A 12,936-nucleotide genomic window follows, 5' to 3' on the forward strand; every position below is an offset into this window, starting at 1 on the left:
GGCTGTTCTCCTTGTCGGCTCAGTTGGCCGCCACGCGCACACCGGCCTGGCCGTCGATGCCACTGACAAACTGCTCGGGCAGGCCGATGTAGAACACATGCGGGCGGGTCGCCAGGTCGGGCTTGAGCACCTTCACGTCGTCCTTGTGCTCGCGCAGCAGGGTGGCCACTTCGCTGGCCGGGTCGTTCAGGTTGCCGATCTTGCGGGCGCCGCCGACGCAGCTTTCCACGCACGCGGGCAGCAGGCCCACCTCCAGCCGGTGCTCGCAGAACGTGCACTTGTCGGCAGTCTGCGTCTCGTGGTTGATGAAACGCGCGTCGTACGGGCAGGCCTGCACGCAGTAGCCGCAGCCCACGCAGCGTTCGTTGTCCACCAGCACCACGCCGTCGGTGCGCTGGAAAGTGGCCTGCACCGGGCACACCGGCACGCAGGGCGGGTTGTCGCAGTGGTTGCACAGGCGCGGCAGGCTCACCATGGCGGGCGGTGCGCCTTGCACCTTGGTATCCACCTCGTACTGCAGCACCGTGGTGCGGAACTGGCCGAGCGGAGGCAGGTTCTCCATCGAGCAGCTCACGGTGCAGGCCTGGCAGCCGATGCAGCGGCGGATGTCCACCAGCATGCCGTAGCGCTTGCCGTCGGCGCCGGGGCGGCGCGCGGGCTGACTGCCGATGGCGGCCTCGGCCGGATCGGCCGCGACCACCATGCCGGTGGCCGTGACGCCGAAGCCCAGCAAGGCGCGAAGCAGGCCGCGCTTGCTGGTCGACGGGGTGGCGGGAGGGGTTGGAATGGTCATTGCGTAGGGTCCCTTCAAGACGCTTTTCAGCGCGTGCCCCAATATAGGAACCAATAACCCCACCGCCAATCGGGTGAATGAATGAGGTCGCTAGACGCTTTTCCCTATTGCCGACCGGGTTACTCGGAATTGAAATGGGTGTGATGGTTTTCTTCGTTCCTGTTCGCGCGCAGCGTGCCGGCTTTGCTGGGTGCGTGGCTGTGCTGCTGGGCTGCGCTGGCCTGGGCGCAGGGCGGTGGCACGGTGCGGATCGGCGTGCTGGCCTACCTGGGTGCCGACGCCGCGGTGGAGGAATGGACGCCGGTGGCCACCCAGTTGCGCCGCGCCTTGCCGGGGCGTGCGGTCGAGCTGATCTCGCTGGACCACGCGGCGCTCAACGAAGCGGCGCAAGCACGTCGCGTCGACTTCATCATCACCAACCCGGGGCACTATGTCGAACTCGAATCGCGCCTGGGCGCCTCGCGCATCCTGACGCTGCAAACGGGCAGCACGCTGCCGACCTCGGCGTGGCAGGCGGTGGGCGCGGCGGTGGTCACCCTGGCGGGCAACCCGCAGGTGCAGCGGCTGGCCGATCTGCGCGGGCAGCGCGTGGCCGTGGTCGGCAAGGAGGCGTTCTCCGGCTACCAGCTGGTGTGGCGCGAGCTGGCGGCGGAGGGCATCGACCCTGCCAGCGATCTGCGGCAGCTGCTGGTGGTCGGCTTGCCGATGGACCGCGTCCTGGAGGCCGTGGCCAGCGGCGCAGCCGATGCCGGCTTCGTGCGAGCCTGCATGGTCGAGAGCCGGCCGGAGTGGCGCCAGCGCTTTCGCGTGGTGGCGCCACGGCCGGAGATGGGCTTTGCCTGCGCCACCTCCACCCGCGTCTATCCCAACTGGCCCATCGCCACGCTGCGCCACACCGACCCGGCGCTGGCACGTGCCGTCACCATCGCCTTGCTGGAAATGCGCGCAGGCGACAGCCCGATCACCTGGACCGTGCCGGCCGATTACCAGTCGGTGCACGAGATGCAGCGCGAGCTGAAGATCGGCCCCTATGCCAACCTGCGCGTGCCCACGCTGACGGCGCTGGCGCAGCGCTACTGGCCGTGGCTGGCGGGGTTGCTGGGCCTGATCGCGCTGGGCGGTGTCTACACCCTGCACGTGGAGCGTCAGGTGCAGGCGCGCACCGCCGATCTGCGCCAGGCGGCGCGTGAACGCGAGGAGCTGGAAGCACGCCTGCGCCAGAGCCGCGAGCAGGCCGAGCACATGGCGCGGCTGTCGGTGCTGGGCGAGCTCTCCGGTACGCTGGCGCACGAGCTGAACCAGCCGCTGGCGGCCATCGGCAACTATGCGCAAAGCCTGATCCGCCGCGTCGACCAGCAGCGCCTGAGCCCCGACGCCGCGCGGGAAGCCGCCAGCGAGATGGCCGGCCAGGCCGAGCGCGCCGCCGGCGTGCTCAGCCGCATCCGCGCCTTCGCCAGGAAGCGTGTGGCGCAGCGGCAGGTGGTCGACCCGGTGGCGCTGGTGCATGAGGCCGTGGCCCTGTTTCGCGGCATGCAGGTGCACGCGCCGCCGGTCGACGTCGTGGACAAACTGCCGGCGGGCACCATGCTCACCGTCGATGCGCTGCAGGTGCAGCAGGTGCTGCTCAACCTGTTGAAGAACGGCTGGGACGCCACGCGCCATCTGCCCGCCGAGCGGCAGCAACTCACCGTCACGCTGCGGCGCGACACGAGTGGCGTGCACATTGCCGTGCGCGATCGCGGAGAACCGCTGTCGACTGGGCAACAATCGCACCTGTTCGAACCCTTCTTCACCACCAAGGCCGATGGCATGGGCCTGGGCCTGTCGATCTGCCGCAGCATCGCCGAAGCCCATGGCGGCCGGCTGGATGCCAGCGCTGCCGAGGACGGCCTCGGCCTGCAATTCACCCTGACCCTTCCCGACGATGACCGAAACCCCACCCGTGGTGCCTGAGTGGCAGATTCATCTGGTCGACGACGACGCCGCGTTCCGCCGCTCGCTGGTGTTCCTGCTCGAATCCATGGGCTGGCCCGTGCAGGCCCACGCGTCGGCAGCCGACTACCTCGACGCCGGCCTGCCTGCGCTCGAGCAGACCGGGTGCCTGCTGCTGGACGTGCGCATGCCGGGCATGAGCGGGCTGGAACTGCAGCAGGCCCTGATCGCGCGCGGCTGCCATCTGCCCATCGTTTTCATCACCGGCCATGGCGACGTGGAACTGGCGGTGCAGGCCATGAAGCGCGGCGCGTTCGACTTTCTGGAAAAACCGTTCAAGGACCAGCGCCTGCTGGATGTGGTGTCGGCCGCCCTGCGCCAGCGCGAGGCCGACCTGGTGTCCAGCGAACGCGCGCAGCAGGCCGGCGACCGCCTGGCGCGCCTGTCGCCGCGCGAGGCGGAAGTGGCGCGGCTGGTGGCGCAAGGCCTGCCGAACAAGCTGGTGGCGCGCGAGCTGGACATCAGCGAAAAGACCGTGCACATCCACCGCCAGCACGTGATGGAAAAGGCCGAGGTGGGCAGCGCCGCCGAACTGGCGCGCCTGATGCTGCAGGCCGACCCCACGGCGCTCGATTGAGGCGCCCGCGCGGTCGCGCGTCAGGGCAGGGTGCTCAGCCGCCGATGCCCGGCCAGCGCCGGCGCAGCCACAGCCAGGCCAGCAGCCCCACGGCCATGAAGGCGGTCGACATGATGGCCAGCCCGAGTGCCGAATGCATGACCAGCGGCGCCACGACGCCGGCCACGATGCCGTTGGCCGTGGAGCCGACCACGGCCTGCAGCGACGACGCCATGCCGCGCCGCGCCGGGTACAGATCGAGCACCAGCAGCGTGACCACCGGCACCATCAGCGCCCAGCCGAAGGCGAACACCGTGACCGGCCACAGCGACCACCAGGCGTTCGGCGTCAGCACGGCGTTGGCCACCACGTTGATGGCCGACACGCCCAGCATGATGCGAAAGCCCTGCATGATCTGGTTCTTCGGCTTGACCTTGCCCGCCATGCGCCCCGACAGCCACGAGCCGGCCATGATGCCGCCGATGGACAGCACGAAGAACCAGAAGAACTGCGTTGGCCGCAGTTGCAGGATGTCGCCCAGGAACGCCGGCGCCGACAGCACGTAGAGGAACAGGCCGTTGAACGGCACGCCCGAGGCCAGCGCCAGCAGCAGAAAGCGCGCGTCGGTCAGCAGCTGCCAGTAGCCACGCATCAAGTTGCGAACCTGGAACGGCTGGCGGTCCTGCACGTGCAGGGTTTCGGGCAGCAGGCGCCAGTTGGCCAGCCACAGCACCACGCCCACGCCGACCAGAAACCAGAAGATCGAGTGCCAGTCCAGGTACTCGGCGATCACCCGCCGATGATGGGCGCCACCGCCGGCGCCACGCCGAAATAGATGGTGACCTGGCTCATCACGCGCTGCGCCTCGGAGGGCGGGAACATGTCGCGGATGACGGCGCGCGAGACCACGATGCCGGCGCCCGTCGACAGGCCCTGCAGCGCGCGGAAGAAGATGAGCTGCCCCACGTTCTGCGCCAGCGCACAGCCCAGCGAGGCCACGGTGAACATCGCCAGCCCCCACAGGATCACCGGCCGGCGGCCGAAGCTGTCGGACAGCGCACCGTGGAACAGGTTCATGAAGGCGAAGCCGAACAGATAGGCCGACAGTGTCTGCTGCATCTGCACCGGCGTGGCATTCAGCGACTGGGCGATGGCCGAGAAAGCCGGGATGTAGGTGTCGATCGAGAACGGCCCCAGCATGCCCAGCACTGCCAGCAGAATGGCCAGCGCCCAGCGCGGGGCGGTCCAGAGTTTGGCGGCGTCGGGGTTCATGTCAGGAGGAACTTGACCGGACGCCGAAGGTGCAGAAACCCGCAGAGGACGCAGAAGAAGACCAAAATGGTTTTCTTCTGCGTCCTCTGCGGAACCTCTGCGTGCTCTGCGTCCGGCTGTTCGGTTTCTAGGGCGTCACAGCGAATCGATGAAGCTGCGCAGCTTGTCCGAGCGGCTCGGGTGCTTGAGCTTGCGCAGCGCCTTGGCCTCGATCTGGCGGATGCGCTCGCGCGTGACGTCGAACTGCTTGCCCACTTCTTCCAGCGTGTGGTCGGTGCTCATCTCGATGCCGAAGCGCATGCGCAGCACCTTCGCCTCGCGCGGGGTCAGGCTGTCGAGGATGTCCTTCACCACGTCGCGCAGGCCGGCCTGCATGGCGGCGTCAACCGGCGCGGTGTTGTTCTGGTCCTCGATGAAATCGCCCAGGTGGCTGTCGTCGTCGTCGCCGATGGGGGTTTCCATCGAGATCGGCTCCTTGGCGATCTTCATGATCTTGCGGATCTTGTCCTCGGGCATCTCCATCTTCTCGGCCAGGATGCCGGCGTCGGGCTCGAAGCCGAACTCCTGCAGGTGCTGGCGCGAGATGCGGTTCATCTTGTTGATGGTCTCGATCATGTGCACCGGAATGCGGATGGTGCGCGCCTGATCGGCGATCGAGCGCGTGATGGCCTGGCGAATCCACCAGGTGGCGTAGGTCGAGAACTTGAAGCCGCGGCGGAACTCGAACTTGTCCACTGCCTTCATCAGGCCGATGTTGCCCTCCTGGATCAGATCGAGGAACTGCAGGCCGCGGTTGGTGTACTTCTTGGCGATGCTGATCACCAGGCGCAGGTTGGCCTCGATCATCTCCTTCTTGGCATCGCGCGATGAGGCCTCGCCCTCGTTCATGCGCTTGTTGATGTCCTTCAGCTCATCCAGCGGCACCACCACCTGCGCCTGCAGGTCGATCAGCTTCTGCTGCAGGTCCTGGATCGGCGGGATGTTGCGCTCCATGATGGCGCTCCAGGGCTTGCCGGCGGCGGCCTGTTTTTCGACCCACTTCAGGTTCAGCAGGTTCGAAGGCACCTTGTTGCCCGCCTTGTCGCGGCCCGAGAACTCGGCGATGAACTGCTCCTGCGGGTAACCGCAGCGGTCGACGATGATGCGGCGCAGCTCGCGCTCGTAGCGGCGCACGTCGTCCACCTGGCTGCGCAGCATGTCGCACAGCTTCTCGATGGTCTTGGCCGTGAAGCGGATGGTCATCAGCCGCTCGGACAGCAGGGTCTGCGCCTTCATGTAGTTGGGCGAGCCCCAGCCTTCCTTGTCGTAGGCCTTGTGCACCTTGTCGAACAGCGCGGCGATCTCGTCGAAGCGCTCCAGCGCATCGTTCTTGAGCTTTTCCAAGAGGCGCGTCATGGCCTTGGAGCCGCCCTTGCCGTCGTCGTCGTCCTCTTCGTCGTACTCGTCGAAGTCTTCCTCGGCCACGTAGTCGTCGTTCTCGTCCAGGTCGGCAAAGCCGTCGACCACGGTGTTGATGACGACCTTGCCTTCACGGATGTCGGCGGCCATCTGCAGGATCTCGGCGATCGTGGTGGGGCTGGCGCTGATGGCTTCCATCATCGCCATCAGGCCGCCTTCGATGCGCTTGGCGATCTCGATCTCGCCCTCGCGCGTGAGCAGCTCCACGGTGCCCATCTCACGCATGTACATGCGCACCGGGTCGGTGGTGCGGCCGAATTCGAATCGACGGTGGACAGCGCCGCCTCGGCCTCTTCCTCGGCCTCTTCCTCGGTGGCGGTGCTGGTGCCCTGGTTGGTCAGCAGCAGCGTCTCCGCGTCCGGCGTCTGCTCGTACACGGCCACGCCCAGGTCGTTCAGCATGGAGACCACGGCCTCCAGCGTCTCGACGTCGACCAGCTTGTCGGGCAGGTGGTCGTTGATCTCGCCGTGCGTCAGGTAGCCGCGCGTCTTGCCGAGCTTGAGCAGGGTCTTGAGGTTGGCGCGGCGGGTGCTCATCTCCTCTTCGGAGAGCACGCCCTCGTCGAGGCCGAATTCCTTCATCAAGGCGCGTTCCTTGGCCTTGCTGATCTTCATGCGCAGGGGCTTGGCCTTTTCGACCGCGGCCTGCTCACCCTCGGGCGCCGCCTCGGGCTCGCCTTCCAGGTCGGCTTCGATGTCGGACAGGTCGGCGTCCTCGTCCAGGTCCTTGGCCGCCGTCTTGCCGGGGCGGCCGCGCTTGGCGGGTGTGGATTTTTCGGCGGCTGCGGCACCCTGGCCGGGCGGCCCACCTTCTTGGCGGGGGCGGCGGCCGTGGTGGTCTTGGCGGCGGTCTTCCTGGCCGCGGTGGTCTTGGCTGGCGTGGTCTCGAGTTCTTCCGCGGCGGCCTGGGCCGGCGCGGCTTTCTGGCCGGCGCCTTCTTGGCGGGGGTGGTCTTGGCGGCGGCGGTCTTGGCGGCAGGTTTGGCGCTGGTGGACATCAATCAACCTCTGGTCGTTGGAGTGCTCAGCGCACGAACGCGATGGGGCGTCGCACGGCGGACACTCGGTCAGGCAAAAAAGAAAAGCGAGGTGGCAACGGCGCGCCGATGGGGCAGTCTGGCGGCAGCGCACGGTCAGGGGCAAGATGGTTGGGCGAACATTTGGGGTGCAGTCCTTGCGGTATCTTGGCCGTCCCTGGGGAAGGGGCGCGCATGACGCTGTGCGCGTGGCCGGGCCGGAGGTGCTGCTGTCGCTCTTGCCGGTGACAAGCCTTTAATTATAGCGTGAAGCGCCGATTTCAAGGGTTGCCGGCGCCCGGCGCGTCGGCATCCGTCAACTGGCGCAGCAGCGCCTGGTAACGCGGCAGATCGCCCGCCGCCAGGGCGTCGTCCATGCGGCGCTTGAGTTGCTCGCGCCGCTCGGTGCCCAGAATGCCGTGCAATTCGTCGGGCTCCGACACGATGTCGGGCGGCAGCTTGGCCACTTCGTCGACGGCAAAGGCCTCGTGCTCGTGGCCGCGCAAGGCTTCGCGCAGCGCGCTCCAGGGCTGGGGGCCATGGTCCAGCGCCTGCCCGGCCAGCCAGGTGAACAGCGGGCCGTGCGGCGGCGGCAGGTCGCACAGCAGCACGTGTTCGTCCTGGCTCAGGCGGTCCCAGGCGCTGGCCTCTGTCAGCACGATCTGCAGCGCGCGGCTGGCGCGGCTGGCGGGCTGGCCGCGCAGGTGGCGGCGGGGCGGGGCGGCTTTTTCAGGCCTCTTAGGGCTGTAGTGGCCGTCAGTCGGGCGCGGGTAGCTCTTTTTCATAGCTTCTGCGTGGCGCGCGGCGGATGTCCCACAGCTGCTCCAGCTCATGCACGCCGATCTGCACCTGCGCCGCGATCTCGCCCAGCAGCTGCTGTGCCAGCGTGCCGGGCGGCAGCAGCTGCCACAACGGCCGGGCATTGGCGGCGAAGTGCGACCGGCCCTCCGCCGTCTCCATGTCGCAGTCTTCGGCCGCGGCTTCCAGCAAAAAGCGCGACAGGGGCACGGCGCCTTTCACGGCGTCGGCAAAGGCATCGCTGCCTTCGGCGCGGATGAAGCTGTCGGGGTCGTGCTCGGGCGGCAGGAACAGGAACTTGACGCTGCGCGTGTCGGTGGCCAGGGGCAGGGCGGCCTCCAGCGCCTTGCGTGCGGCGCGGCGGCCGGCGGCGTCGCCGTCGAAGCTGAACACGATCTGCTCGGTGAAGCGGAACAGCTTGTGCACGTGCTCGGGCGTGCAGGCCGTGCCCAGCGTGGCCACGGCGTTGCCGAAGCCGAGCTGGGCCAGCGCCACCACGTCCATGTAGCCTTCGGTGACCAGGGCGTAGCCGTAGTCGCGCAGGGCGGCGCGGGCCTCGAACAGGCCGTACAGCTCGCGGCCCTTGTGGAACACCGGGGTTTCGGGCGAATTCAGGTATTTGGGCTTCTCGTCGCCCAGCACGCGGCCGCCGAAGCCGATGACTTCGCCCTTGACGCTCCGGATGGGGAACATTATGCGGTCGCGGAAGCGGTCGTAGCGCTTGTCGGCGTCGTCCTCTCCGACGATGACCAGGCCGCTTTCAGCCAGTAGCGGATCGGTGTAGTCGGGGAACACGCTGGCCAGCGTGCGCCAGCCTTCGGGCGCGTAGCCCAGGCCGAAGTCGCGCGCCACGGCGCCCGACAGGCCGCGCTTTTTCAGGTAATCGATGGCGCGGGGGCTGTCCTTGAGGTGCCTCTTGTAGGCTTCGCCCGCGCGCGACAGCACGTCGGTGAGGGTGTGGCGCTTTTCGGTTTCCTGCGCGGCGCGGGCGCGCTCGGCGGGGCTGCGATCGTCCTCGGGCACCTGCATGCCGTACTGCTGGGCCAGCTCGTGCACCACCTCGACGAAGCCGGCGCCGGTGTGGTCCATCAGGAAGCCGATGGCGTTGCCGTTCTTGCCGCAGCCGAAGCAGTGGTAGAACTGCTTGGACGGGCTGACGGTGAACGAGGGCGATTTCTCGCTGTGGAACGGGCACAGGCCCGAGAAGTTGGCCCCGGTCTTCTTCAACTGCACGTAGCGGCCGACGATCTCGACCACGTCGGCGCGCGCCAGAAGCTCCTGGATGAAATGCTGGGGGATGGCCACGCGGCTATTCTGACCGATGGCCTGTGGTGGGCGATGGCCAGGAAACCATCAAGAATGCTTGATTGGCACCAAGTCTCAGACCGTGTTGTGGGAGCGGGCTTGCCCGCGATCCGGCGGCTTGATCGCCACCAACGCCTGATCGCGGGCAAGCCCGCTCCCACACAGCAGATGAGGGTCGTGCGTCATCGGAGACTTGTTGCCGATCAAGCAAGAATGATAGCTGCTAGCGCTCGTCAGATAATGATTTCAGGTGTTTTATGCTTGAAACCATTGCTGGACGAGCGCAGGCCACTATCAAAACAAAAGCATCGCCAGCATGGCAGGCGGCGAGGCAGGGGCGCTCGACCGCTCAGGCCGCGCTGGTCTTCACGCGCAGCATCAGCTGCACGTCCTGCACCTGCAGGCCGGCGGGCAGGGTGTCGATGCCCGACACCTGAAGACGCACACCGGGCGGCAGGTCGTGCACCTGGCCGGTTTCCACATCCACCCAATGCGGGTGCAGCGTAGGGTTGCTGTCGTACACCACGGCGCCGGTGCCGCTGTGCAGCTCGCGCAGCAGGCCGGCCTCGGCAAACTGCGCCAGCGTGGCGTAGACGGTGGCGCGCGAGATCGGGGTGGCGTCCACATCGGCCACGGTCGGCGCGCCGCCGTGCAAGGTCTTGACCACCTGCTCGGCCGTCAGGTGCACGGGCTGCGCAAACATCACCGCCGCCACGGCCAGGCGCTGGCGCGTGGGCTGCAGGCCTGCACTGCGCAGGCGCTGCACCAGGTCCAGGTCGGGCGCGGGGCGGCGGTTCATGCCGTCGATCTTACTTCTTCATCGGCGCCACGATGGGCGCGAACGGGTCGGGGCGCGGCGTCTTGTCGCTCGACACCGGCAGGATCGGCAGCGTGATCTGCGGCTGGTCGCCGGTCAGCGTCTTCAGGAAGGCGACGATCTGCGCGTTTTCTTCCTTCGTGTAGGTGCGGCCCAGCTGCAGGCGGCCCATGATGTCGACGGCCTCGGTCAGCGTCTTGGCGGCGCCGTCGTGGAAGTAGGGGTAGGTCAGCTCCACGTTGCGCAGCGTCGGCACCTTGAAGGTGAAGCGGTCGATCTCGTTGCCGGTCACGGCCGAGCGGCCCTCGGCCGGGTGGTCGGTCTTGTAGGCCTGCACCACGCCCATCTTCATGAACATGTTGCCGCCCGCGTTGGGGCCGTTATGGCAGGCCACGCAGCCGGTGGATTTGAACAGCTCGTAGCCCTTCAGCTCGACGTCGGTGATGGCCTTGTTGTCGCCCTTCAGCCACTTGTCGAAGCGCGAGTTGGGGGTGACCAGGGTGGATTCGAAGGTGGCCAGCGCGTCGGTGACCTGCTTGATGTCGATCTTGTCGACCTTGTAGATGCTCTTGAACTCTTCCACATAGCCCGGGATGGACTGCAGCGTGGCTACGGCGGCGGCGTGCGTGGAGTTCATCTCGATCGGGTTCTCGATGGGGCCGCCGGCCTGGTCGGCCAGGTCCTTGGCGCGGCCGTCCCAGAACTGGGCGATGTTGAGCACGGCGTTGAGCACGGTGGGCGAGTTGATGCCGCCCTTCTGCCAGCGGTCACCCACCGAGGCGGCCACGTTGTCGGAGCCGCCCATGCTGAGGTTGTGGCACGAGTTGCACGAGATGAAGCCCGAGCGCGACAGGCGCGGGTCGAACCACAGCTTCTTGCCCAGCTGCACCTTGGCCGGATCGGTCACCTTGGCCGGCTCGATGGGCTGGATCGGCTCGTCGCGCGGCTTCTGGGCCTGCGCCTGGAACCCGACCGCCAGGGCGAGGGCAGCGGCCAGGGCGGCGGCGGAAAGGGGCTTCAGCTTCTTCATGGGGACTCCTTCGGTTGGTGAACCAGTGCGAACTGGACAGCATCCAGATCATGTAACAGCGATTGTGTCCGGCATACCCGGTGGAGATATTGCGATGGATCAACCCCAGGGCGTTCAGCTCCTGTCAGTCCGCCGTGAGGGGCTGGGTATCATTTGCCGAACCACAAGGAGACCCGTCATGGCCAGCATCTACGACACCGATCTGCCCCGCACCGAAGCCAACTTCGCCCCCTTCACCCCGTTGGCCTTCATCCAGCGCACGGCCGAGGTCTACCCCGACAAGCTGGCCATCGTGCATGGCGAGCTGCGCCAGAACTGGGCCCAGACCTACGACCGCTGCCGCCAGCTGGCCAGCGCGCTGCAAAAGCACGGCATCGGCAAGAACGACACCGTGGCCGCCATGCTGCCCAACACCCCGCCGATGGTGGAGGCGCACTTCGGCGTGCCCATGGCCGGCGCGGTGCTGAACACGCTGAACACGCGGCTTGATCCCGAGGCCGTGGCCTTCATGCTGGACCACGGCGAGGCCAAGGCCATCATCGTCGACCCCGAGTTCGCGGGCATCGTGAAGAAGGCGCTGGCGCTGCGTACATCGACCGCGCCGCTGCTGGTGATCGACGTGGAAGACGCGCTGTATGGCGAGGGCACCAAGATCGGCAGCGTCACCTACGAAGCCTTCGTGGCGCAGGGCGATGCGAAGTTCGCGTGGAAGTACCCGGCCGACGAGTGGGACGCGATTGCGCTCAACTACACCTCGGGCACCACGGGCAACCCCAAGGGCGTGGTCTACCACCACCGCGGCGCGGCGACCAACGCCATCAGCAACATCCTGGAGTGGGACCTGCCCAAGCACGCCGTCTATCTGTGGACGCTGCCGATGTTCCACTGCAACGGCTGGTGCTTTCCGTGGACCATCGCGGCGCGCGCGGGCGTCAACGTCTGCCTGCGGCGCGTGGAGGCCAAGGCGATCTTCGACGCTATCCGCCACCACGGCGTGACGCATTACTGCGGCGCGCCCATCGTGCACGGGCTGCTGGTGAACGCACCCGATGAAATGAAAAAGGGCGTGCCGGCCGGCGTGAAGTGCATGGTGGCGGGCGCCGCGCCGCCGGCCTCGATGATCGAGGGCATGGAGCAGATGGGGTTCGACCTGACGCACGTGTACGGCCTGACCGAGGTGTACGGCCCGGCCACGGTGTGCGCCAAGCACGCCGCGTGGGACGAGTTGGACATCGGCGAGCGCGCGCGCCTGAACGCGCGCCAGGGCGTGCGTTACCACCTGCAGCGCGATGCGCGCGTGCTGGATCCGATGACGATGCAGCCGGTGCCGATGGACGGCGAGACCATGGGCGAGATCATGTTCCGCGGCAACATCGCCATGAAGGGCTATCTGAAGAACCCGAAGGCGACCGAAGAAGCGTTTGCGTGTGGCTGGTTCCACTCGGGCGACCTGGCGGTGCAGTACCCCGATGGGTACATCAAGATCAAGGATCGCAGCAAGGACATCATCATCTCGGGCGGCGAGAACATTTCGTCGATCGAGGTGGAGGATGTGCTGTACCGTCACCCTGCCGTGCTGGCGGCCGCGGTGGTGGCCAAGCCGGACGACAAGTGGGGAGAGACACCCTGCGCCTTCCTGGAGCTCAAACCCGGTGCCGAGGTGACCAAGGAAGACATCGTGGCGCATTGCAAGCAGCACCTGGCGGGGTTCAAGGTGCCGCGCTACATCGTGTTCGGGGAGCTGCCGAAGACGTCGACGGGGAAGATTCAGAAGTTTGAGTTGCGCAAGGCGGCGGGGTCTGCGACGGCCATTGACGTTTGATTTTGTTGGGGTGTTGGGGGCGCTGCTGGCCGGGATGTGCGCCCGGCGGCGCAGTCACTTTCTTTTGTCTCGCCAAAAG

At 67.2% G+C, this 12,936-nt stretch carries 6 protein-coding genes and 3 pseudogenes; 3 read left to right on the top strand and 6 right to left on the bottom strand.

Annotated elements, in window-relative coordinates; translation table 11 throughout:
- Positions 1-19: 19 nt before the first annotated feature.
- A complete protein-coding gene (gene dsrO, locus H0I39_RS17150; protein WP_180551287.1) occupies positions 20-793 on the bottom strand; it encodes a sulfate reduction electron transfer complex DsrMKJOP subunit DsrO in 774 nt (257 codons plus the stop codon).
- A 174-nt stretch (positions 794-967) separates the two neighbouring features.
- On the opposite strand from dsrO, the gene H0I39_RS17155 reads away from it, so the two are divergent.
- Positions 968-2,746, top strand: coding sequence for a sensor histidine kinase (locus H0I39_RS17155; protein WP_308645882.1), 1,779 nt, complete (start codon positions 968-970; stop codon positions 2,744-2,746).
- Positions 2,718-3,362, top strand: a complete 645-nt coding sequence (locus H0I39_RS17160) for a response regulator transcription factor (protein WP_180551288.1) — start codon at positions 2,718-2,720, stop codon at positions 3,360-3,362. The genes H0I39_RS17155 and H0I39_RS17160 overlap by 29 nt, the downstream gene beginning before the upstream one ends.
- Before the next feature lie 34 nt (positions 3,363-3,396).
- Here the strand turns inward: H0I39_RS17160 and H0I39_RS17165 are convergent.
- The 5 genes and pseudogenes from H0I39_RS17165 to H0I39_RS17185 form a co-directional block, all read right to left on the bottom strand.
- A pseudogene (locus tag H0I39_RS17165) lies at positions 3,397-4,613 on the bottom strand (multidrug effflux MFS transporter).
- A 135-nt stretch (positions 4,614-4,748) separates the two neighbouring features.
- Positions 4,749-7,067: pseudogene (gene rpoD, locus H0I39_RS17170) on the bottom strand (RNA polymerase sigma factor RpoD).
- 299 nt (positions 7,068-7,366) lie between these two features.
- Positions 7,367-9,188, bottom strand: a pseudogene (gene dnaG, locus H0I39_RS17175) (DNA primase).
- Between the two features lie 349 nt (positions 9,189-9,537).
- On the bottom strand, positions 9,538-9,987 hold the full coding sequence (locus H0I39_RS17180) for a Fur family transcriptional regulator (RefSeq protein WP_180551289.1): 450 nt from the start codon (positions 9,985-9,987) through the stop codon (positions 9,538-9,540).
- A gap of 10 nt (positions 9,988-9,997) precedes the next feature.
- On the bottom strand, positions 9,998-11,035 hold the full coding sequence (locus H0I39_RS17185) for a cytochrome-c peroxidase (RefSeq protein WP_180551290.1): 1,038 nt from the start codon (positions 11,033-11,035) through the stop codon (positions 9,998-10,000).
- Positions 11,036-11,213: 178 nt separating this feature from the next.
- On the opposite strand from H0I39_RS17185, the gene H0I39_RS17190 reads away from it, so the two are divergent.
- Positions 11,214-12,857, top strand: a complete 1,644-nt coding sequence (locus tag H0I39_RS17190) for an acyl-CoA synthetase (protein WP_180551291.1) — start codon at positions 11,214-11,216, stop codon at positions 12,855-12,857.
- Positions 12,858-12,936 lie beyond the last annotated feature (79 nt).

This window comes from Ottowia beijingensis, from assembly GCF_013423955.1.
Lineage (GTDB): Bacteria > Pseudomonadota > Gammaproteobacteria > Burkholderiales > Burkholderiaceae_C > Ottowia > Ottowia beijingensis.

Coding starts and splice junctions, on each gene's coding strand:
- H0I39_RS17160 (WP_180551288.1), top strand. CDS start 2,718: ATGACCGAAACCCCACCCGTGGTGCCTGAGTGGCAGATTCATCTGGTC.
- H0I39_RS17180 (WP_180551289.1), bottom strand. CDS start 9,987: ATGAACCGCCGCCCCGCGCCCGACCTGGACCTGGTGCAGCGCCTGCGC.
- H0I39_RS17190 (WP_180551291.1), top strand. CDS start 11,214: ATGGCCAGCATCTACGACACCGATCTGCCCCGCACCGAAGCCAACTTC.
- H0I39_RS17185 (WP_180551290.1), bottom strand. CDS start 11,035: ATGAAGAAGCTGAAGCCCCTTTCCGCCGCCGCCCTGGCCGCTGCCCTC.
- dsrO (WP_180551287.1), bottom strand. CDS start 793: ATGACCATTCCAACCCCTCCCGCCACCCCGTCGACCAGCAAGCGCGGC.